Below are 21,486 nucleotides of genomic sequence, written 5' to 3'. Positions count from 1 at the left end.
TGGAGAATAAAATATGAAATATGATTTCACACACTTCACTGATGAATTATCAAAAATTAAATGTACATTAAATAATTCACAATTAGAGCAATTTGAGCTATATTATGACATGCTTATCGAAAAAAACAAGGTTATGAACCTTACTGCCATCACAGATTTCGACGAGGTAATAGAGAAACACTTCCTTGATAGCTTGTTTTTATGCCACACATTAGATTTAAACGCGGAAAAAAACATCATTGATGTCGGAACCGGAGCTGGTTTTCCCGGTATTCCTCTTAAGATAGCTTTTCCTCAGCTTAAGATTACTTTATTAGATTCACTTAATAAGAGAGTTGGATTTTTAAATGAAGTTATTGAAGCGCTTGAGCTTAAGGATATTGAAGCAGTCCATGGCAGGGCAGAGGATTTTGCCAGAGATAAGGAACACAGGGCAGCTTATGATATTTGTGTATCGAGAGCAGTTGCAAATCTATCTACTCTTTCAGAATACTGTCTGCCGTTTGTGAAAATGGGAGGCTGCTTTGTGTCATATAAATCAGGTGAGTGCGAGAGCGAGGTGGCAGATGCAAAGTCGGCCATTTATCTGTTGGGAGGAAAGCTGAATAAAATAGAGCAGTTTGGCTACTCGGATAATCATCGCTCTTTTGTCATAATTGATAAGGTTATGAATACGAGCAACAAGTATCCGAGAAAAGCCGGACTGCCTTCAAAGAAACCATTGTAAAAAACCGTTATAATTGTTGAAGAATAGTTATAGGCGGTGCCTTATTTTAGATTAAAGTATAGAATTAGTTAGTAACAATTTTTTTAATAATTGAAGCTGTCTTCTCCGGTAACTCTAACTGAGGATAAAGCTTTGCATTTGCAATATGGATGATGTCGCATTTACTGTTTAGCTTATGGTAATTGTTGATAACATCCATATTATTTTTTATTCCTGTTGAAGCTATAATTGATACATCTTTGTCCAGGTTCTTGAGAGCGGGCGCGATATTAGTATTAATGTAGTTTGATAAAATGCTAGAGTAAAGATATTTGCCGCGGCTTTGCCCTTTATGTGCGGACTCATAGTATGCATCCTTCATATTATCTGATATGAGCTGGCTTCTTGAAATAAATTTATTTCTGAAGAGTAAATCTACCTTGATAGGGCTCATAAGCTTATTGTATATAAATGTACCTACGATTGGTAGATTAATTATGTTCTGCTTAAATTTGGTGCTCTTGTCAGGTATGCATTTAAGCTGTTGCAATGATACAGGGTTTATAAGTATGATTTTATTAAATAAATCCTTTGACAGAGCATTTGCCATGATTACAGGAGCTGTTGAAAGATTGGTTGCAGCTACGTTAACAGGCTTTCCGATTACGTCATCTACAAAGGCTGTGATAATCTGTACATACATGTAGCTTGTATATTGGATGGAAGGCTTGTCCGAGCGGCCACATCCAAGTAAATCAATTGTGTATATGGTATTGTTCTTTGCAAGCTTTTTAGCTACTTTAGCCCATTCTTCACCGGATGCTCCGGAGTCGGTGTCGTGTATTAAAAGTATTGGCTTACCGGTGCCGGTTTTTGTATAAAAGATATTTCCTTCTTTCCATTTGTAGTAGTGGCCATTGTCTACTTTGAGTGCATTTTTCCTTTCGGCATTAGAGTCTACAACTCTGTTGTATATATGCATTCCGGCAATCACTGCAGATGTGAGAAAAAGCAGATTTTTTGTACTTTTTTTCATGTTATAACCTCCTTGTTTTTATCTGAAAAATTTGATATATTGATTTTGTATTCTTATAACTATATTATAACAAAAAAGAAGTTTTATACAATTATTTTTTATAATTGCTTTTAAATATAGTAAAAATGATATATAATTATATCGTAGATAAATTAATTATACAAACAAAAGTTCGGTGATTATGGTTAAAAAATATTTAGAGAAAACAAGAGATGAATTTTATGACAGCAAGTATGCGCTTATAGAAAAGCTTACTGCCGCTGAGAATCATTTTAAAGAAAATATCAAGATTATCCAGATGCTTGAAGGAAAATCCGATGAAAGCTTTGAGGCTTTTACTCCACGTGAAATCAATTCATATAATAAGAGTAAAGTTAAGGAACTTAAGGAAGAACAGAAGCTGATTGAGCCTCAGATAAAGTCTTTACACAAACAGATATCTGATGTTGATTGCAAGATTGATGAAATCAACAGTGTTATCAGAGTGTATAATTCTGATGAGACAACTAATGAAGTAGAAATTTCAGAGGCCATATCTGATGTTATCAACGAAGAGGATAGTGATGCTTTTAAGAGGGTGATTTTACAGACTGTTGAGAGTGAGAGACAGCGTATCGCTCGTGATTTGCACGATTCTACTGTACAGAGTCTGACATCACTCACTCACAAGACAGAGCTTTGTCTTAAACTTATGGATGTTGACCCTATCAGGTGCCGGCTTGAGCTCACGTCTCAGGGAAAGATACTGAAGGATATTATCAATGAGCTTCGAAATATGATTTATAATTTAAGACCTATGTCATTTGATGATATTGGATTTAATATTACTGTTGAGCGTGCGCTTGATAAGCTTCGCAATTCAAATAATATAAGATGCAATTTCAAGACATCAGGTGATGAGTATATGGTAGACAGTCTTGTGTCACTAACCTTACTCAGGGTCATTCAGGAGGCTTGCAGTAATTCTATCAAGCATGGTCATGCCAAAGAAATTAATGTTTCATTAAAGTATGAACCAAAATCACTTACTTTGACGATAAAGGATGACGGAGATGGTTTTGACACATCTGCTATTCCTGAGTTTACAAGAGAAGATAATTCAGGATTTGGATTGTCTATGATGAAGGAAAGAATTTATCTTCTTTCCGGTAAAATATCTATTTCATCAAAACCTGGTGAGGGCTGTATAGTTAGGGTAATTATACCTGTAAATAAGGAGGATTAAATTATGGCTATTAACATTATGATTACAGATGATCATTCTATGATCAGAGAGGGACTTAAAAATCTGCTGGAGCTCGACGGTGATATCAAGGTTATTGCTGAGGCAGAGAATGGTGAGGATTGTCTTGATAAATTAAAGACTTTTAGACCTGATGTATTACTTTTGGATATCAATATGCCAAAGATGAATGGTCTTGAGGTATTAAAAGCATTAAAGGACAGAAAGTCTAAGGTAAAGGTACTTGTTCTTACTGTTCACAATGAGACTGAATATCTTATGAAGGCTGTAGATATCGGAATCAATGGATATGTATTGAAGGATTCTGAGTCTGCTGAGCTTAAAAAGGCTATTTTCACTATTGCTGATGGTGAGACTTATATACAGCCTAGTCTTATTCCGGCTCTTAATTCTAAGATGATTCAGAAAAATGAGGATGAGCTTAAGATAGATGCTCTTACTAAGAGAGAGATGGAAGTACTTAAAGAAATGGCTGTTGGTAAGTTTAACAGAGATATTGCTAAGGAAATGAAGATTAGTGAGAGAACTGTTAAGAATCATATTTCAAGTATTTTCAAGAAGCTTGAGGTTACTGATCGTACACAGGCTGCGGTATTTGCAATCCGTAACAACATTATTCAGATTATGTAGTATATTTTACATTATTTATTTTACATTAAAGGAATGTTTCACGTGAAACATTCCTTTTTGATTATTTAATATAGTTTATTGACAGTAATACGGAATCCGTCATACATATACATTCCGCATTCGTTTTACTCCGCAACTAAGAGTATGTAAGAAATCACATATAGGTTGAGACAATAGTACGCAACCGTCCATATTCGCCATCGTGGCTCAGTATGGACTCGCTCGTACATCCGTGTACGAGCGTTGCTATGCATAGAAGTGATTTCAAACATACTCTAAGTTACTGCGTAGACTCGTTTGGAATGTATATGTATGCCGGATTCCTTACGCTGTGAATGTACTATAAAAATCCTATGGTATAATACTCGAGAATTAAATAATAAAATATAGTGTTTCACGTGAAACATTCCTCTTCTAATATATGATTTAATTTATAGTGATTAATATTGTTTATTGACAATAGTACGGTATCTGACATACATATAACATTCCGCACTCATTTTACTCCGTAACCAAGAGTATGTAAGAAATCACATATAGGTTGAGACAGTAGGACGCAATCGTCCATTTTCGCCATCGTGGCTCAGTATGGACTCGCTCGTACATCTGTGTACGAGCGCTGCTATGTATAGAAGTGATTTCAAATATATTCTAAGTCACTGCGTAGACTCGTTTGGAATGTATATGTATGACGGATTCCTTGAATTGTGGATTTACCATACATATATATTGAATTATACAAAATGTTTCACGTGAAACATTCCTTTATTGATTATTTAATATAGTTTATTGACAGTAGTACGGAATCCGTTATACATATACATTCCGCACTCGTTGTACTCCGCAACCAAGAGTATGTAAGAAATCACATATAGGTTGAGACAATAGTACGCAACAGTTCATATTCGCCATCGTGGCTCAGTATGGACTCGCTCGTACATCCTTGTACGAGCATTGCTATGTGTTGAAGTGATTTCAAACATACTCTAAGTTGCGGCGTGGACTCGTTTGGAATGTATATGTATGCCGGATTCCTTATGTTGTGGATGTGCTTAAATGTAATATAGTATAGTACTTATAAAAATAAATAAGGTGTGAATTTATATTATATAGGTTAATATTTTACGTTTTAAATTATATGATGGTGTATAATCAATTATTATGTAATTTGATTGTATAGAATTAAATAAAATATTAATTGATAAGTATAAGTATTAAATGATAAAATGGGAATGTTTCACGTGAAACATTTAAATGATATAATGAGTGAATACGAGAAAGCAATGTTTTAATAATTAGACTATTAAAAATTTAAATAAAGGATATAAAAGGTGACATAATTTGTATGAATAAAAAAGTTTTAATAATTAAAGGAAGTCCAAGAGCAGAAGGTAATACTGCAACAATGGCTGATGTATTTGCCAAAGGCACAATTGAAAACAATAATACTGTGACAGAACTTTTTTAATTGAAGATAGTATATTTCATGCTTCGGAAAAAATGAAAGTGAAGATGGCAGTATTATTTTGCGTATGACACAAGAAAACAGAGAATGTAAAAAAATAATGTGCATACATAGTGGAATTTTATAGCATTATACAGTTAAGAGTGATATAATAATTTGAGTGTGTAAGATTTCAATTTACAATTTAAAAATATGATGATTCGGCAGAAATTTTAAGTTAATTGCGAAAGGATTTATAATGGGAAGAATTATAGCAGTTGCAAATCAAAAGGGTGGGGTTGGAAAGACCACTACTTCTATCAATTTGGCAGCGTGTCTGGCTGAAAAAAAGAAAAAGGTGCTGGCAATTGATTTAGACCCGCAGGGTAATATGACAAGCGGCCTTGGTGTAAATAAGGACGAAGTGGAGAATACGGTATACAATCTCATGCTTGATGAGTGTTCAATTGCAGAGAGTATTGAAAATACGGTGGTGGACAATTTATATGTCATTCCATCAAATGTAAATTTGGCCGGAGCAGAGATTGAGCTTTTGGGCATAAATGATAAGGAATATATATTAAAGGGTGCAGTTGATTACATAAAAGAGGACTATGATTTTATTATTATAGATTGTCCTCCTTCACTCAACATGCTGACAGTAAATGCAATGACTACTGCAGATACAGTTCTTGTTCCTATTCAGTGTGAATATTATGCCTTGGAGGGACTTAGTCAGCTGATTCATACAATCAATCTGGTGCAGGAGAGACTTAATCCGGAGCTGCAGATTGAGGGAGTTGTTTTCACCATGTATGATGTCAGGACAAATCTGTCAAATCAGGTTGTAGAGACAGTAAAAGAAAATCTGGATACAAAGATTTACAATACAATGATTCCAAGAAATATCAGATTAGCTGAGGCACCATCATATGGTATTCCGATAAATATGTATGACAGTAAATCGGCCGGAGCAGAAAGCTACAGAAATCTGGCAAAGGAAATAATAGCAAGAAAGGATATTTAAGATAGTATGGCGGCAAAAAAAGGATTGGGTAAGGGACTTGATTCATTAATTACAGACAAGGTATCAAAGCCGGTAAAACCAAAGAGCAATCATGCAGCGGATGCTGTAATGATAGATATTAATAAAGTAGAGCCTAATAGAGAACAGCCTAGAAAGAAATTTGATGAGGATGCACTTATAGAGTTATCAGAATCGATAAAACAGTTTGGCATTTTACAGCCTTTACTTTGCCAGGAAAGGGATGATTACTATGAAATCGTCGCAGGTGAGCGAAGATGGAGAGCAGCAAAGCTGGCAGGTCTAAAGGAAGTCCCTGTCATAATCAAAAAATTGACAAATCAGCAGATTATGGAAATCTCCCTTATAGAAAATATTCAGAGAGAGGATTTGAATCCAATTGAGGAGGCTTTGGCATACAAGCGTCTGCTTGAAGAATTTAAACTGAAGCAGGATGATGTGGCAGAGAGAGTATCAAAGAGCAGAACAGCAGTTACCAATTCAATGCGTTTACTCAAGCTCAATGAAAAGGTACAGCAGATGGTGATAGATGAAATGCTCACTACAGGCCATGCAAGAGCATTACTTGGTATAGAAGATCAGAATCAGCAGTATGTGGTAGCACAACAGATTTTCGATCAAAAGCTAAGTGTCAGGGATACAGAGAAGCTTGTTAAATCATTACAGAAGAACAAGAAAAAGACAAAGTCCGAAAAAACAGTTAATCCTCAGATGGAAGCAATCTACAAGGATCTTGAGGAAAAGCTTAAAAAGAATATGGGAACAAAGGTTCTAATCAACAGGAAAAATGAAAATTCCGGAAAGATAGAAATAGAATATTATTCTCATGATGAACTGGATAGAATAGTAAACATGCTCAATTCAGTCCAAAATCAATAGAAATAATTAGATAGTATTTAGATTTTGTATATTTAATGAAAAAAATAATAAAATCATACAGAAAATGAGACAAAGAGACTATTTAAATTTTATGCAAAATATACGACAATATAGATAGGAGTAAAAAATGATTTCTGAATATTTAGGATTCGATTCCGACTACATTATATTAGGATTGGCGGGAGTGGTAATTATTCTGCTCATCCTCATAATCACAAATATGGTGCAGATCGGTAAGCTCAAAAAAAGATACAAAGTGTTTATGAGTGGAAAAACTGCAAAGTCATTGGAGGACACAATTATCAAGAGACTTGACGAGGTAGATGAACTTGTTGCAGCAAACTCATCAATCAAAAAGAATATAGAAGAATTATTTGCTAACATGAAGTGTTCATACCAGAAGGTAGGACTTGTGAAGTATGATGCATTCAATGAGATGGGCGGAAAGCTAAGCTTTTCACTTGCCATGTTAAATGGAAAGGATGATGGCTTTGTACTCAATGCCGTTCACAGTCGTGAGGGTTGCTATACATACATCAAGGAGATTGTTGGCGGAAATTCCATTATTGTTTTAGCAGATGAAGAGCAGGAAGCGTTGAATATGGCCAAGGAGGCAAATATGCCTGCAGAAAAATAACAATGGGGTGTTTTAGTTTATGAGGATAAAAGCAGTCAGCAGCTTAGTTGGCGGTGAAGTACTTGCGGAACCAATACTAACAGAAAAAAATGATATTTTAATACCAAATGGCACAAGGATTAAGCCTGATTATGTGCCACTTATAGAGTCACTTGGAATAGAATCAGTGATGGTAGAGGATCCGTATGAGAATTACGAAAGTCCGAATTCTATAGTAGACCCGGCTATTTTCGACAAATACGTGAAAAAAGTGCGTAGACTGATGGAAAGCCATATATATCATGATGGCAAATCCTTAAAGGAATTTGAAATAATCGCAAATGATATTGTCCATGATATAAATGATATGCCATATGACGTGATTGTTGATATAAAAGAGCGTAATTCGGACTTATATGAGCACACAGTCATGGTGACACTTTTATCAGTACTTGTTGCAAGAAAGCTAAAGCTTGACGAAAAGCGAAAGTATAACATAGCGGTGGGATGTTTATTACATGACATCGGGCTGCGTTTTATTGTCACACGATATAAAAACAGGGATTTTTCCAATGCAAATCCTGCGGAGCTTTTTGAATATAAAAAGCATACCATTTTAGGATATTCGGCATTGGATGAGGAAAACTGGATAGCGCCAATATCAATGAAGATGGTTTTATCACATCATGAAAATATGGCAGGCACAGGTTTTCCTATGAAGCAAAAGAATAAAGAACTGGAATGTAGAATAATTCAGGCATGTGATGCGTTTGATTCGCTGATAAGCGGTATGGAGTGTAAGCGCATTTGTGTGCAGGAAGCCATAAATCAGATAAAGGAAAATGATGGCGGCAGATTTGATAACAAAATTATTAAGTGCCTGCTATCATCAATAGCCAGATATCCTGTCGGTACAACAGTAAAGACCAATGCTGAAGAAGAGGGAGTAGTAGTTTCCCAGACAGTAGATCCGGAGAATCCTATTATCATGATTTTTGGAAATGAAAATAATGGCAAATTGATGCTTCACAACAGATTGAATCTCATGCTTGATAAAAACATTTCAATTCTTCAGGTAATTTAAAGAAAAGAGAAATAAGTAATGCACCAATTCCTCAGAGCAATAGGATTTTCAGATATAACAAAGAAACAGTTAAACGAGGTAATTAACAATATAATTGATAAGCCGGAAAAACTAAAGGTAACAAAGGATTTCGAGGGCAATGAATTTGCCGAGCTGTCATGTGATGTGGCACCCAATATGGGAATTACAGTCAGAGGAATATACAATGACGATGATAGCTTTGACATAGATTATTACTATCCGTATTTCACGGGAAGCGAAAAGACTACAAATGAGATAATAGATATCGAAAAGCACTCAGAGAAGGAATCATATGCAGGCGTATGTGATGACCCTAATCTCGGCGTAACACTTATATTTTATCTGCAGAATGTGTGTGATTATCTGTCAGAGAAGGCATACATAAACAGAGAGGTAAGGGCAAAGGGAGCAGTGCTCTCAGGACTATCAGTTGATGGCTGTATTTTGCTACCAATGAAACAAAAAAAGGCTAAAACATTAAATACAGTTGATTCAGACAAAAAAGATAGAAAGCAGCTGATTGCAGAGGCCAGGGATGGCGATGAGAGCGCTATGGAAAGCCTCACAATGGAAGATATAGATTTATACTCATCCATTACGAGAAGAATCCAAAACGAGGATATTCTTTCAATCGTAACAACATATTTCATGCCATATGGCATCGAAAGTGACCAGTACAGCGTGCTGGGAGATATTATTGAGTTAACAGAAGAAAAAAATATCATTACAAATGAAAAAATATATTGCATAAAAGTATCATGTAATGATATAATATTTAGCGTGTGTATAAACAAAAATGACCTCATCGGTGAGCCGATGGTTGGCAGACGTTTCAAAGGAAACATCTGGATGCAGGGTAGTATTTGTTTGTAATATACATTTGTTTTCATAGTTAAATGGATATAACAAGCGCCTCCTAAGCGCTAGTTGGGGGTTCGATTCCCCCTGAGAACAGTTGTTTGAAGCAGTAATGATTAAGAAAATTCATTACTGCTTTTTTCATTTTGGGGTGGAAAAATCTGTAAAACGGGTTTTCTTGTCTGAGAAATCAGACATGAGAGATATAAAACGCTCAGATTAGATTTACAAAAAATCTAGTCTGGGCTTTTTTTTAGTCCAGGGAAAAGGAGGTCAAACATGAATATAGGTAGTGAGAAACAGAGAGACCATGATGAAAAAGTTGTGGAGATAGAAATGAAGGACGTTTTTGACGTCTGCTCTTGACATGCCCGAAATCATGTCGTATATATATAGCAAGAGCTGGAATACTGATCCAGATAAGCATTGTTACAACAGACACAATTTCAAAATCAGAAATTGTTAATGCACAGGCAATGTACAGCAATACCATCGGAAATGAGATATAATATTGTTTTTTCATATTTCAAAAAGAGAATAAAGAAATGTCAGAAAAAAGATGTTATACAGTTCAAGAGTTACAGGAAATCTTAGGAGTCAGCAGGTCTACTATTTATAATCGTTGCTGATGAAGTCGATTCGGAACTTCTGGCAAAAGTATTGGCTAATCCAGAGATGTGGGCATTTCTCAATTCACTGGCGAAGACGATGAAGTAATGAAAAACACGATTAAAATGCGGGATAAACACTGCTTCTAAAGAACATAATATGATTATGGAATAGAGAGAAAAACAGAAGGGAACTGAATTCATATGTTTACGCATGAGATGATAAAATCTTTTAATCAGTTGGAGATGGATGTGTATAATTACATCATCAGCAATGAAGAGAAAGTAGTATATATGAAAGTACGCGAGCTGGCAGAGGAGGTTCATGTTTCAACAACGACAATCCTTCGCTTTTGTAAAAAGGTAGGATGCGAGGGATATTCTGAATTCCGTTTGAAATTAAAACAGGAGGTCAGCAGCAAGGAACAGAAGAAAATCAATTTGGATCTTACTGCGGTTAAAGATTTCTTTGAACGGGTGCAGACACAGGCATTTGCTGAGAATATCCAGGAAGCTGTGAAGTTACTTACAAAGGCATCGTCAATTATATTTGTAGGTGTGGGGAATTCTTCTTTTATAGGAAAGTATGGGGCAAGATATTTTAATAATGTAGGCTGGTTTTCATTTGCTATTGATGATCCGTTCACGCCAGTATTTCGTGGAAAAGGTGAGAGAATAGCTACAATCGCATTGTCTGTATCAGGAGAGACGGAACAGACACTGATGTTGGCAGAAAAGTTGAAAAGAAGAGGGAGCAGCCTGATATCTATTACAAATAAGGCAAACTGTTCTTTGGCGAAGATGAGTGACTGCAATATAAATTATTATGTTTCAGAGTATAAATATAAACAAGACGAAGATTATGATCTGACATCCCAGATGGCAGTCGTTTTTATTTTGGAATTAATCGGAAGAGAATTGAAGGGCGTCCATAACGATACAGATGATCTGTTTTAAAATGATATGGAAGACTTATTTCATTAAGGTTGTAGAATGTAATGGTACGAATAGTAACCAGACAAGTAACAAAAAAAACAGAATATACTAAAAAGTATCATAATATACAAAAAAGGAAAAGGAAAACAGTGCATTTTACACAATAAAGTAGAATGCCCTGTTTTTTTTATGTAACAAATTCCGTCTATATGGAACAGAAACCAGAAACAGGAAAAAGTACTGACAAAACGAAAAATACTTGTTATACTAGCACCATCAAAGCAAATGAGAAAAAAATAAGGGAGGAAACAATCATGGTAATTCGATTATTTTGTGCAGCAGGAATGTCAACCAGTCTTCTCGTAAAGAAGATGGAAGAGGCAGCAAAGGAAAAAGGAAAAGATGTTGATATCGTAGCATATCCATTTACAGAGATGGAACGCGTGATTGAAGGCGTGGATGTAGCACTGCTCGGACCACAGGTAGGATATCAGCTTGCCAGAGCAAAAGAGATCTGTGATCCAAAAGGGGTTCCGGTAGATGTGATCCCAATGCAGGATTATGGAATGTGCAATGGAATGAATGTTTTGAAATTTGCATATAAGCTTGCGAAAAATAAATAAGAGAAAACAAAGATACACAATTTAAAGCAAAAAACAGAGCAAAGGGTAGTAGCAAATGAAAGAGAAATTTAACGAAAAAGTAATCCCTGTAATCCTTAAGTTTATTAATACAAAGGCAATACAGTCAATAAAAAATGGTATGGTGACTTCCATGTCTCCTCTGATCATCGGATCAATCTTCCTGATCCTGTCAAACTTTCCGGTAAAGGCAGTTGTCGATGTATTAGAGTCTACAGGAATCAAACCAGTATTAGATCAGGTATGTGGCGCAACATTCTCCATCAGTGCGTTGATTGCAGTTATCGGTATCAGCTATAGCTATGCGAAACTGGAAAATCAGGAACCACTCAACTGTGGAATTATTTCACTGGCAACATTCTTGATTCTGATGCCTTCGTCCATAACAACAGAAGGTGGAGAAGTTGTTAGTGGAATTATTAATAAGACATGGACAGCAGGACAGGGAATGATTGGAGCAATCATTGTCGGATTGATTGTACCGCCTATTTACTGTTGGTTCTTGAAGAAAAATATACGTATTAAAATGCCGGCCGGAGTTCCGGAAGGTGTAACAAATGCATTCTCAGCATTAATCCCGGCATTCGTAATCCTGACAGGGGCTGCAGTAATTCACGGTATCTGTTCTATTGGATTCGACACAACAGGTATTGAAATTATTTACAAAGTTGTTCAGACACCACTTCAGAAAATGACAGACTCCCTTGGTGGAGCAGTTCTGATGTGCTTTACAGGACCATTCCTGTGGTTCTTCGGAGTTCATGGTTCAACAGTAGTTGGTGGAATCATGACAGGACTATTACAGGCAAACAGCCTTGCAAATCAGGCTATTATTGACAGTGGTGTAGAACTTACAATAGCAAACGGAGGCCATATTGTAACACAGCAGTTTTATGATCAGTTTATCAATATAACAGGTGCAGGTATCACAATCGGACTTGTAATGTATATGTTCTTCTTTGCAAAATCAAAACAGTTGAAAGCACTTGGTAAATTGGGAATTATTCCGGCATTATTTGGAATCAATGAGCCAATTCTGTTTGGTGCTCCAGTCGTTATGAATCCAATGCTTGCAATTCCGTTTATTGGAATGCCTGTGATCGCATGTTTAATCCAGTATTTTGCACTGTATACAGGAATCTGCCCATTATATGGAGCAACACAGATCCCATGGACTTGTCCACCGATTATCTCAGGATTCCTTTTAGCAGGATGGAAAAGTGCTTTACTTCAGTTAGTGATCCTTTGTGTTTCATTCTTCGTTTATCTGCCATTCATTAAGAAGGTTGACAAGATGAATCTGGTTCAGGAGAAGAATCAGCCGGTAGAAGATGAGGATGAAGACTGGTAAAATCAGAATAAAAATAATAGCAGGATAGGAGAAAAAAATGAACGAAAAATTTGAATTGTCATGTTTTCAGATCATCACATATGTAGGTACAGCAAGAACACATTTTATCAATGCGATCCATTGTGCGAAAGAAGGAAAATATGATGAGGCAGCAGAGCTGATTAAACAAGGAGATGAAGCCTTTTCACTTGGACACAACGTTCATGCAGATCTTTTGGCAATGGATGCAAATGGTGAAATTTCCAATGGATACATGCTTCTGATGCATGCAGAAGATCAGCTTATGAGTGCAGAAGCATTCCGCATTCTTGCAGATGAATTCATTACACTGTATAAGAGAATTGATGAGAAATAATCATCAAGATGTAATTGAATATAGAAACAGAAAAGTTGGGGGCAAAAGCCCCCAACGCTATTATACAAAGTAATTAAGACAACAGGAAGGAAATAACAATGGGATTTCGAAAAGATTTTCTCTGGGGTGGCGCAGTTGCTGCCCATCAGCTGGAGGGTGCCTATGATCGAGATGGAAAAGGCTTGAGCATTATGGACGTTGTAACCGGCGGAGATGTAAATACAAGAAGAAGAATAACAGGTGAAATACTAAAAGGCGAGAATTATCCGAATCATGAAGCAATCGATTTTTATGATTACTATAAAGAAGATATCCGCTTATTTGCGGAAATGGGATTCAAGTGTTTCCGTACAAGTATCGCATGGACACGTATCTTCCCAAATGGTGATGAAGAACAGCCGAATGAAGCCGGATTAAAATTCTATGATGACATGTTTGATGAATGTCTGAAATATGGGATCGAACCAGTGATCACACTGAGTCATTTTGAGATGCCTCTGCATCTTGTACAAGAGTACGGTGGATGGAGAAACAGAAAACTGATTGATTTCTTCGTGAAATTTGCAGTAACATGCTTTGAGCGATACAAAGACAAAGTAAAATATTGGATGACATTTAATGAGATTAACAACCAGGCAGATATCGGTGATGGATTTATGCTTTATGCTAATTCCGGGATTATAATTAAACCAGAAGAAAATGCGGAAGAATTGATGTATCAGGCATCTCACTATGAACTGGTTGCCAGTGCCGAAGCGATAAAAGCTGGACATGAGATTAATCCGAAATTTCAGATTGGCTGCATGATCGCAATGTGCCCAATCTATCCGGCTACCTGCCGTCCGGAAGATATACTGCAGGCTGAAAAAGCCATGCAGAAAAGATATTATTATACAGATGTGCATGTAAAAGGAGAATACCCTGTAAATATTTTGAAATACTGGGAAAGAAAAGACCTTAAGATTGACGTAACAGAAGAAGATCTTGCAGTGTTAAAACAGGGCTGTGTCGATTACATCGGTTTCAGTTATTATATGTCTTTCTGTACAAAAGCAGAACCAGACAATCCGGAATATGATTACCGTGGAGAAAAGGATCGCATAAAGAATCAGTACGTAAAGGCAAGTGAATGGGGATGGCAGATTGATCCGATCGGACTGCGCTATTCATTGAACTGGTTTACAGATCGCTACAAAGTACCATTGTTTATTGTAGAAAATGGATTTGGAGCATATGATACGTTAGAAGAGGATGGAAGCATCCACGATCCATACCGTGTGGAATATCTGCAGCACCACATTTCAGAAATGAAAAAGGCGGTAGAGGAAGATGGTGTAGATCTGATGGGTTATACACCATGGGGATGCATCGACCTTGTCAGTGCAGGAACCGGTGAGATGGATAAGAGATATGGATTCATCTATGTGGATAAACATAACGATGGAACAGGAGACTTGTCCAGAAGAAAGAAAGATTCTTTCGAGTGGTATAAAGAAGTTATTTCAACAAACGGCGAAAATATCAATTAGTTAATTGAATGACTATTAAAAAAAGTGTCTATATCAAGAAACGATAAAAGGTTCTGATATAGACACTTTGACTAACCGATACATCAAGCAAGTTTCCATCAAGATATAATCTTGCATATTCAAGAGGTTCATCAATGGTGAGTGCGTTTAATGCACAGTCTGATCCTGGTGTGGTTTTTAAGTCCTTTTCAGCTTCCCAACAGTCAATGCGGAGCATATAGCCAACAGAGGTGTAAACATCAATACTGTTGCGCTTGGTCTTGTTTTTGCCCTTATCAGAGTTCGTAAACACTGGTGGGACGATATACCAAAGAGTTCTGTGATGGATTGCGTTTTGACAGAGTCCAATGTGAAATAATCGGACAAGGATGAAAAGAAAAAGGAGATTCTTATGGTAACAAATGAAAAAAATATGACCACTGGATCACCTGGAAAACTGATCATTACTTTTGCCATACCACTGATGCTTGGAAATATCTTTCAGCAGTTTTATACGATGGCAGATACCATGATCGTCGGACAGGTGGTAGGGGTTGAAGCACTGGCGGCAGTAGGCGCCGGAGACTGGCTGGTATGGCTGGTGTTCGGTATCATGACAGGTATCACACAGGGTTTTTCTATTCTGGTAGCTCAATTTTATGGAGCAAGGGAAAAAGAAAATCTGAAATGCGCGGTGGCGAAAAGCTATATCATGACAGCACTGCTTTCTGTGATTGTACTTGCGGTAAGTGAAGGGGCAGTTTATCATGTTCTTTTGTTTTTACAGACACCGGATAATGTCATTGACCTGACAATGCTATATCTTCGGCTGATCTTTGCCGGAATTCCGATCATAGCGGCTTATAATATATTTGCAGCGATTCTTCGAGCACTGGGTAACAGCAGATCTCCACTGATAGCAATGACCGTAGCAGCGTTGATCAATGTGGGACTGGACCTGTTATTTGTGGCAGTTTTTGGCTGGGGTGTAGCCGGAGCAGCAGTGGCGACAGTCATCGCACAGGGATTTTCAGCCCTGTACTGTCTGATGGTGTTACGGAAAATTCCGGATATCCGACTGGAAAAACAGGACTTCTACAGACAGCCGGCAATGAGTCTGCGGCTTTTGAAAGTGGCGACTCCTCTTGCAATCCAGAATTTGATCATCTCTGTAGGGGGGCTTACAGTACAGTATGTAGTCAATGGATTTGGATTCCTGTTTGTGGCTGGATTTACAGCATCAAACAAATTATATGGAGTTTTAGAGATGGCTGCCGTTTCATACGGATATGCAATTACAACCTATGTAGGCCAGAATCTTGGTGCAAAGAAATATCAGAGAATCCGGAAAGGTGTGCATAGCGGAACTTATATGGCATTGCTTACTGCTGTTGTGATCTCAGGTGTGATGGTGTTATTCGGACGCAATATATTGTCACTGTTTGTATCCGGCGAACAGGAACAGATCCGACAGGTGTTAGACATTGCATATAAATATTTGTTTATTATGGCAATTTTTCTATGGGTACTGTATCTGCTGTATGTATATCGTTCGGCGATTCAGGGTCTGGGTAATACCCTGATTCCCCTCGCCAGTGGCATTGCAGAATTTGCGATGCGTGTCAGTGTTGCATTATTGTTACCAAAACTGATCGGTGAAGACGGAATTTTTTATGCGGAAATTTGTGCCTGGACCAGCGCAGCTGTTTTATTGTTTATAAGTTATATGATTATTATACGAAAATACAAAGAGTATAACTGCTGACTGTTAAGTAAAAATAGTTCGACTCCATGGACAAAAAGGTGTATAATAAAATAAAACTTCAGTATATTAAGGAAAAAGATATTATAATCTTCCAGCAACTACGCAATGGCATTATGGGACAGACCATGAATCTTCAGGGTAAGGGAGGCCGCAAGATTTCGGTTGCGACTTATCGATTGTCGCAGAAGGTTGTCGGATTTAATTAAGAGGATAAAGGGGAATATAAGGGCAATTCGTTTGCAATTACACAAGTGAGGAGAAGAGATTATGGCAAGCATTCGAGAAGTTGCAAAGCTGGCACATGTAGCACCCAGCACGGTATCCAGAGCGTTAAATGGTAGCGGATATGTATCAGAGAAAAGCAAAAACAAAATTAAGAAGGCGGTAGAGGAGCTAGATTATATTCCTAATCAGTGGATCAGAAATCTGTATAAGAAAAGAACGGGTATTATCGGTGTTATGACACCGGATATTATCCATCCGTATTTTTCAACTCTTTGGAATTATCTTGAGGCAGAATTAGATCAATACGGATATAATGTGGTTATTTGTAATACCAGAGGAAATCAGGACAAGGAAAGAGAATATCTTGATACATTGGAACGTAATCTGTTCGATGGACTGATTGTAGGATCTGCGTTTCTTTCTGATGAATATTATATGAATATTGAGAAACCAATTATCTCACTGGATCGGATTATACCGGGAATCCCGCTGGTGACATCGGATCATCATCAGGGAGGAATTTTAGCGGGCGAATTGTTTTTGGAAAAAGGCTGTAAAAAAGTGATGTGCTTTAGTGATCCGACCAGGATGGAACTTGCCTCTGCCGATAGCGCGAGAGCCCTTATCGATGTGATGGAGAAGCATAATAGGGAGGTTATCATTGAATCTTTTCAATGGGAGGAAGTTATAAACTATCAATTGTGTATGAAACGTACCAGAACATTGTTGGATCAATATCCGGACGTTGATGGAATTATGGCTTTGGACTTGTGTGCAGCCGCCTTCCTCAAGACAGAAAAAAACAAAAAAATATTGGCTTATGATGGAACTTATGTCACGGACTTCAATTACCATTCGATTGATTCAATTGTACAGGATGCGAAGAAGGTTGCAAAGGAAAGTGTGAATATGCTTATTAAACTGATCAATGATCAACCACTTAAGAAAAGGGAAGTATTGGTTCCTGTAAAATATAAAAAGGGCGATACTTTGTAGAATGGAGAGCATTGGCACAAAGGAGTGTGTGAAACTTTTTCTGTAAATAGCTAATAACAGCAAGGTCTTCTATGGTAAAATATAAATCATAGGAGGCCTTTTATTATGGCAAGAAGAGGCTTCCAGCTCAATCATTATCATAGAAGATTATTATTTACAGACTTTTCTTCATAGTCTCCTTTTTCTAGTGATTTTTAATAAAAAATCAAGATGATTTTTGGATATAGTAACGAATCTGTGAATAAACTGCATTTTTATGTTGCAATATAGTTACGCATAGTGTATATTACAGATATGGAACAGTTCCACAAATGATGTGGACAGTTCCGTGGCACAAAACGAGGCATCCATAGAAGAAAAATTTTTTTTGATCAGATGTGGAACAGTTTCACAAAAAGGAGGAATATATATGAAAGCAAAGAAGTTAGTAGCAGTTGGAATGACAGTGCTAATGCTTGGGGGATTATTTGTGGGATGCGGAAATTCTGCAGATACCTCGACAGGAGCAAACAGTGGAAAAAATGTAAAGATTACAATTTTCCAGAGTAAGATTGAGGCAAATGAAGGATACAAGAAATTAATTGCAGCATATGAAAAGGATCATCCAAATGTAGAAATTAATCTTGAAGCTGTCACCGGAAATGATTTTGGCGCATCAATGAAAGCAAAGATGCAGTCGGATCCACCAACAATCTTTTCTGTAGCTGGTTTTTCGGACATGAAAGATTACGGAGACGTTATTGAAGATGTTTCTGATCTGGATATTATGCAGCACGCATTAGAAGGAACAACGGATACTTTTACAAAAGACGGAAAAGTATATGCCATTCCGTTATACATGGAAGGTTATGGATTCGTTATTAATAAGCAGATGTTTGAGGATGCTGGAGTTTCTGTAGATTCTATGATGAATTTCGAAGGCATGAAGGCCGGTTTTGATACTTTGAAAGAGAAAATCGATAATGGTGAGATGAAGGATAAATATCCGAATCTGGAAGCTGTTATGGAATACCCGACAAAGGAGTTATGGATTGCAGGAGACCATGACGCTAATGTTGCTTTAACACATGACTTTAAGACTCCGAATGAAGCATATGCGGCAGATTCGCTTCCGGGAACCGGCTTTGAAGACTATAAGAAAATGGTTGATTTTCAGGCCAGTTATACAACCAATGCCAACAATACGGCAAATCTTAATTCTGTAGACTACACAACATCATTAGAGGGTGGACTTGCCATTGAACGTGTTGCATGTATCAAGCAGGGAAACTGGGTAGCTCCAGCAGTAGAGACAACGGATCCGGAAGTCCTTCAAAAATTGGATATGTTACCATATTCTGTTCCGGGATATTCAGATGGCAAGTATTTTGTAGGTGTATCAGGATATTGGGCAATTCATAGCAAGGCAACCGATGCGCAGAAAGCTGCTGCAAAAGACTTCATCAATTGGATGTTCACCGATTCGGAAGCACAGAAAATTGTTGTGAATGATTGTAAGTTTATTCCTCCATATGATAATTTTGATGGAATAAAAGCATCCGATCCACTTTCACAGAGAATTATGGATGCAAATAATTCCGGAAATACCATGAACGGATGGGTATACAGTGGAGCTCCAAATACATGGGGTCAGCAGGTGGCTGGTGTAGAAGTACAGAAATATCTTGCCGGAGAAGCTGATTGGGATGAGGTTACAAAGACCTGTATCGAGCAGTGGAGTGAGTTAAGAAAACAACAGAACAACTAGTAAGAGTTAAAGAGGGTTCCGGGATAGAGCTTCTATCCCGGAAATTCAAATAAGGGTAAAATCCTTTGTTTGGAAAGGACGGATAGAAGAAGTATGAGAAAAAGTAAATTACGGTTTTGGGGCTTTTTGGCACCGTCATTAATTGCATTTTGTATTGTTGTAATCATACCTACATGTATTGGATTTTTCTATTCCCTTACAAACTGGAATGGAATTGTAGGCTCGGACATTAAGTTTGTAGGTTTTCAAAATTTTATTGACATTTTTACGAGAGATGACTCATTTGTACATGCTTTTTTATTTACTGCGCTTTTTTCGGTGTGCGCAGTTGTATTGGTAAACCTTGTTGGCTTTGCTCTGGCGTTGTTAGTGACACAGAAATTTAGAGGCGCAACGCTGTTACGTGGAATTTTCTTTATGCCAAATATGATAGGCGGATTATTGCTTGGATTTACTTGGCAGTTTATTTTTATATCGATTTTTGAAGCTTTTTCAAAAAAGACAGGAATTGCAGCCTTTAGCGGATGGCTGTCGAATCCGGAAACCGGATTTATAGGATTGTTGATTTTGACTGTGTGGCAGATGTCGGGATATATGATGATCGTATATATTGCGCAGATTCAGCAGATACCGGAATCGGTTAAGGAGGCAGCAAGAATTGATGGAGCAAACTCATGGCAGCTCATGAGATATATCATCCTTCCGTTGATGATGCCTGCGTTTACAATCGGATTATTCTTATCTATTTCGAGTTCATTTAAAATGTTTGATCAAAATTTAGCTTTGACACAAGGTGGACCATACAAATCAACAGAAATGATTGCGTTAAACATTTACAATTCTGCCTTTGGAGCAAATGAATTTGGTTTTGCACAGGCAAAGGCAATCGTTTTTCTGATTATTGTGGCAGGAATCGGAGTTACGCAGTTGGTTATAACAAAGCGCAAGGAGGTTGAAATGTAATGAAGAAAAAAATCGCTTATGGAGTAACAGGACTTATTCTTGGATGCATTTTTTTGTTTCCGATTTATATTTTGATTATGAATTCGTTCAAGACGACCAAGGGGATTTTTACAGATGTGTTGGGATTTCCGGCGAAAGGAACATTCACACTTGAAAACTATAAGAATGCGTTTCAAGAACTGGATTACATAAGATCTTTTATGAATTCGCTGCTTATCACGGTAGTGACAGCGGTTCTGGTGCTGTTGATATCGGCTATGGCGGCCTGGGTACTTGTACGTTATAAAACCAAAGCAAGTAAGATTATTTTTTTGATATTTGCCGGTTCTATGTTGATTCCATTTCAGTGTGTCATGCTTCCATTGGTTGGATTTGCAAGCAAAATCGGTTTGCTGTCTCGTGGTGGCTTGATCTTTATGTATATGGGCTTTCAAACAAGTATGGCAATCATAATGTTTCATGGGTTCATAAAAAATATTCCGGAGGAATTGGAGGAAGCCGCTACAATTGACGGGTGTGGTTCAATACGTCTGTTTATTTCAATCGTGCTTCCTTTGATGAGAACGATTATAGTCACGGTTGCAGTTATTAATGTTATGGGAACATGGAATGACTTCTTATTGCCATCGCTGATTATTAATAAACAGGGCTTACAGACGTTGCCTTTAAAAACATATCTGTTCTTTGGACAATTTGCAAAACGTTGGGATTTGGCTTCTGCCGGATTGGTTATGTGCATGGCTCCTATTATTATCTTTTATTTGTTTAGTCAAAAATACATTGTAAAAGGTATTACAGAAGGGGCAATAAAGTAAGGTGAGGAATTTGT

General features: G+C 37.2%; 21 protein-coding genes and 1 tRNA gene. 20 read left to right on the top strand and 2 right to left on the bottom strand.

What is annotated here, in order from left to right; translation table 11 throughout:
- Positions 1-13 precede the first annotated feature (13 nt).
- The gene (gene rsmG, locus EUBREC_RS16470; RefSeq protein WP_012744413.1) at positions 14-727 is read left to right on the top strand and encodes a 16S rRNA (guanine(527)-N(7))-methyltransferase RsmG; all 714 of its coding nucleotides are present in this window, start codon (positions 14-16) and stop codon (positions 725-727) included.
- Positions 728-791: 64 nt separating this feature from the next.
- Here rsmG and EUBREC_RS16465 read toward each other — a convergent pair whose 3' ends face one another.
- A complete protein-coding gene (locus EUBREC_RS16465; protein WP_012744412.1) occupies positions 792-1,742 on the bottom strand; it encodes an alpha/beta fold hydrolase in 951 nt (316 codons plus the stop codon).
- Positions 1,743-1,923: 181 nt separating this feature from the next.
- Here EUBREC_RS16465 and EUBREC_RS16460 point away from each other — a divergent pair, with 181 nt between their 5' ends.
- The 14 genes from EUBREC_RS16460 to EUBREC_RS16400 all read left to right on the top strand — a co-directional run bounded on the left by EUBREC_RS16460 (position 1,924) and on the right by EUBREC_RS16400 (position 14,982).
- Positions 1,924-2,967 carry a sensor histidine kinase gene (locus EUBREC_RS16460; protein ID WP_012744410.1) on the top strand — a complete coding sequence of 348 codons (1,044 nt, stop codon included), beginning with the start codon at positions 1,924-1,926 and terminating at the stop codon, positions 2,965-2,967.
- Between the two features lie 3 nt (positions 2,968-2,970).
- Positions 2,971-3,615, top strand: a complete 645-nt coding sequence (locus EUBREC_RS16455; protein WP_012744409.1) for a response regulator — start codon at positions 2,971-2,973, stop codon at positions 3,613-3,615.
- Positions 3,616-4,960: 1,345 nt separating this feature from the next.
- Positions 4,961-5,083, top strand: a complete 123-nt coding sequence (locus EUBREC_RS17630; protein ID WP_012744408.1) for a hypothetical protein — start codon at positions 4,961-4,963, stop codon at positions 5,081-5,083.
- Between the two features lie 235 nt (positions 5,084-5,318).
- A complete protein-coding gene (locus EUBREC_RS16450; protein WP_012744407.1) occupies positions 5,319-6,086 on the top strand; it encodes a ParA family protein in 768 nt (255 codons plus the stop codon).
- Positions 6,087-6,092: 6 nt separating this feature from the next.
- On the top strand, positions 6,093-6,983 hold the full coding sequence (locus tag EUBREC_RS16445) for a ParB/RepB/Spo0J family partition protein (protein ID WP_012744406.1): 891 nt from the start codon (positions 6,093-6,095) through the stop codon (positions 6,981-6,983).
- 127 nt (positions 6,984-7,110) lie between these two features.
- Entirely contained in the window at positions 7,111-7,620 is a 510-nt protein-coding gene (locus EUBREC_RS16440) for a DUF4446 family protein (RefSeq protein ID WP_012744405.1), read from the top strand.
- Positions 7,621-7,639: 19 nt separating this feature from the next.
- Positions 7,640-8,683 carry an HD-GYP domain-containing protein gene (locus EUBREC_RS16435; protein ID WP_012744404.1) on the top strand — a complete coding sequence of 348 codons (1,044 nt, stop codon included), beginning with the start codon at positions 7,640-7,642 and terminating at the stop codon, positions 8,681-8,683.
- 18 nt (positions 8,684-8,701) lie between these two features.
- Complete coding sequence (locus EUBREC_RS16430; RefSeq protein ID WP_012744403.1) at positions 8,702-9,577, top strand: DUF3881 family protein; 876 nt, start codon at positions 8,702-8,704, stop codon at positions 9,575-9,577.
- A 9-nt stretch (positions 9,578-9,586) separates the two neighbouring features.
- Positions 9,587-9,658, top strand: a tRNA-Arg gene (locus EUBREC_RS16425).
- A gap of 758 nt (positions 9,659-10,416) precedes the next feature.
- Positions 10,417-11,127: a MurR/RpiR family transcriptional regulator gene (locus EUBREC_RS16420; protein WP_416385910.1), complete on the top strand. Its 711-nt coding sequence runs from the start codon at positions 10,417-10,419 to the stop codon at positions 11,125-11,127.
- A 293-nt stretch (positions 11,128-11,420) separates the two neighbouring features.
- Positions 11,421-11,729, top strand: coding sequence for a PTS sugar transporter subunit IIB (locus EUBREC_RS16415; protein ID WP_015517751.1), 309 nt, complete (start codon positions 11,421-11,423; stop codon positions 11,727-11,729).
- A 55-nt stretch (positions 11,730-11,784) separates the two neighbouring features.
- The gene (locus tag EUBREC_RS16410) at positions 11,785-13,098 is read left to right on the top strand and encodes a PTS sugar transporter subunit IIC (RefSeq protein WP_012744398.1); all 1,314 of its coding nucleotides are present in this window, start codon (positions 11,785-11,787) and stop codon (positions 13,096-13,098) included.
- Positions 13,099-13,135: 37 nt separating this feature from the next.
- Positions 13,136-13,453: a PTS sugar transporter subunit IIA gene (locus tag EUBREC_RS16405; RefSeq protein ID WP_012744397.1), complete on the top strand. Its 318-nt coding sequence runs from the start codon at positions 13,136-13,138 to the stop codon at positions 13,451-13,453.
- A gap of 98 nt (positions 13,454-13,551) precedes the next feature.
- Positions 13,552-14,982 carry a 6-phospho-beta-glucosidase gene (locus EUBREC_RS16400; RefSeq protein ID WP_012744396.1) on the top strand — a complete coding sequence of 477 codons (1,431 nt, stop codon included), beginning with the start codon at positions 13,552-13,554 and terminating at the stop codon, positions 14,980-14,982.
- A 28-nt stretch (positions 14,983-15,010) separates the two neighbouring features.
- Here EUBREC_RS16400 and EUBREC_RS16395 read toward each other — a convergent pair whose 3' ends face one another.
- Positions 15,011-15,274: a DUF6061 family protein gene (locus EUBREC_RS16395; protein WP_012744395.1), complete on the bottom strand. Its 264-nt coding sequence runs from the start codon at positions 15,272-15,274 to the stop codon at positions 15,011-15,013.
- A 99-nt stretch (positions 15,275-15,373) separates the two neighbouring features.
- Here EUBREC_RS16395 and EUBREC_RS16390 point away from each other — a divergent pair, with 99 nt between their 5' ends.
- From EUBREC_RS16390 to EUBREC_RS16370, 5 genes are all read left to right on the top strand, one after another.
- Positions 15,374-16,726, top strand: coding sequence for an MATE family efflux transporter (locus tag EUBREC_RS16390; RefSeq protein ID WP_012744394.1), 1,353 nt, complete (start codon positions 15,374-15,376; stop codon positions 16,724-16,726).
- 267 nt (positions 16,727-16,993) lie between these two features.
- Positions 16,994-17,947, top strand: a complete 954-nt coding sequence (locus EUBREC_RS16385) for a LacI family DNA-binding transcriptional regulator (RefSeq protein ID WP_012744392.1) — start codon at positions 16,994-16,996, stop codon at positions 17,945-17,947.
- A 409-nt stretch (positions 17,948-18,356) separates the two neighbouring features.
- Positions 18,357-19,694, top strand: coding sequence for an ABC transporter substrate-binding protein (locus EUBREC_RS16380; protein WP_041254368.1), 1,338 nt, complete (start codon positions 18,357-18,359; stop codon positions 19,692-19,694).
- A 93-nt stretch (positions 19,695-19,787) separates the two neighbouring features.
- A complete protein-coding gene (locus tag EUBREC_RS16375) occupies positions 19,788-20,657 on the top strand; it encodes a carbohydrate ABC transporter permease (protein ID WP_012744389.1) in 870 nt (289 codons plus the stop codon).
- Positions 20,657-21,472 (top strand): carbohydrate ABC transporter permease, encoded by an 816-nt coding sequence (locus EUBREC_RS16370; protein ID WP_012744388.1) that lies wholly within the window; start codon positions 20,657-20,659, stop codon positions 21,470-21,472. The genes EUBREC_RS16375 and EUBREC_RS16370 overlap by 1 nt, the downstream gene beginning before the upstream one ends.
- The last annotated feature ends 14 nt before the right edge of the window (positions 21,473-21,486 follow it).

Origin of the sequence: Agathobacter rectalis ATCC 33656, assembly GCF_000020605.1 — a bacterium.
GTDB classification, from domain to species: Bacteria; Bacillota; Clostridia; order Lachnospirales; family Lachnospiraceae; genus Roseburia; species Roseburia rectalis.
The sequence above is the reverse complement of the archived record's forward strand: the minus strand, read 5'-3'. Positions and strand labels throughout refer to the sequence as shown.

Coding starts and splice junctions, on each gene's coding strand:
- rsmG (WP_012744413.1), top strand. CDS start 14: ATGAAATATGATTTCACACACTTCACTGATGAATTATCAAAAATTAAA.
- EUBREC_RS16465 (WP_012744412.1), bottom strand. CDS start 1,742: ATGAAAAAAAGTACAAAAAATCTGCTTTTTCTCACATCTGCAGTGATT.
- EUBREC_RS16460 (WP_012744410.1), top strand. CDS start 1,924: ATGGTTAAAAAATATTTAGAGAAAACAAGAGATGAATTTTATGACAGC.
- EUBREC_RS16455 (WP_012744409.1), top strand. CDS start 2,971: ATGGCTATTAACATTATGATTACAGATGATCATTCTATGATCAGAGAG.
- EUBREC_RS17630 (WP_012744408.1), top strand. CDS start 4,961: ATGAATAAAAAAGTTTTAATAATTAAAGGAAGTCCAAGAGCAGAAGGT.
- EUBREC_RS16450 (WP_012744407.1), top strand. CDS start 5,319: ATGGGAAGAATTATAGCAGTTGCAAATCAAAAGGGTGGGGTTGGAAAG.
- EUBREC_RS16445 (WP_012744406.1), top strand. CDS start 6,093: ATGGCGGCAAAAAAAGGATTGGGTAAGGGACTTGATTCATTAATTACA.
- EUBREC_RS16440 (WP_012744405.1), top strand. CDS start 7,111: ATGATTTCTGAATATTTAGGATTCGATTCCGACTACATTATATTAGGA.
- EUBREC_RS16435 (WP_012744404.1), top strand. CDS start 7,640: ATGAGGATAAAAGCAGTCAGCAGCTTAGTTGGCGGTGAAGTACTTGCG.
- EUBREC_RS16430 (WP_012744403.1), top strand. CDS start 8,702: ATGCACCAATTCCTCAGAGCAATAGGATTTTCAGATATAACAAAGAAA.
- EUBREC_RS16420 (WP_416385910.1), top strand. CDS start 10,417: ATGGATGTGTATAATTACATCATCAGCAATGAAGAGAAAGTAGTATAT.
- EUBREC_RS16415 (WP_015517751.1), top strand. CDS start 11,421: ATGGTAATTCGATTATTTTGTGCAGCAGGAATGTCAACCAGTCTTCTC.
- EUBREC_RS16410 (WP_012744398.1), top strand. CDS start 11,785: ATGAAAGAGAAATTTAACGAAAAAGTAATCCCTGTAATCCTTAAGTTT.
- EUBREC_RS16405 (WP_012744397.1), top strand. CDS start 13,136: ATGAACGAAAAATTTGAATTGTCATGTTTTCAGATCATCACATATGTA.
- EUBREC_RS16400 (WP_012744396.1), top strand. CDS start 13,552: ATGGGATTTCGAAAAGATTTTCTCTGGGGTGGCGCAGTTGCTGCCCAT.
- EUBREC_RS16390 (WP_012744394.1), top strand. CDS start 15,374: ATGGTAACAAATGAAAAAAATATGACCACTGGATCACCTGGAAAACTG.
- EUBREC_RS16385 (WP_012744392.1), top strand. CDS start 16,994: ATGGCAAGCATTCGAGAAGTTGCAAAGCTGGCACATGTAGCACCCAGC.
- EUBREC_RS16380 (WP_041254368.1), top strand. CDS start 18,357: ATGAAAGCAAAGAAGTTAGTAGCAGTTGGAATGACAGTGCTAATGCTT.
- EUBREC_RS16375 (WP_012744389.1), top strand. CDS start 19,788: ATGAGAAAAAGTAAATTACGGTTTTGGGGCTTTTTGGCACCGTCATTA.
- EUBREC_RS16370 (WP_012744388.1), top strand. CDS start 20,657: ATGAAGAAAAAAATCGCTTATGGAGTAACAGGACTTATTCTTGGATGC.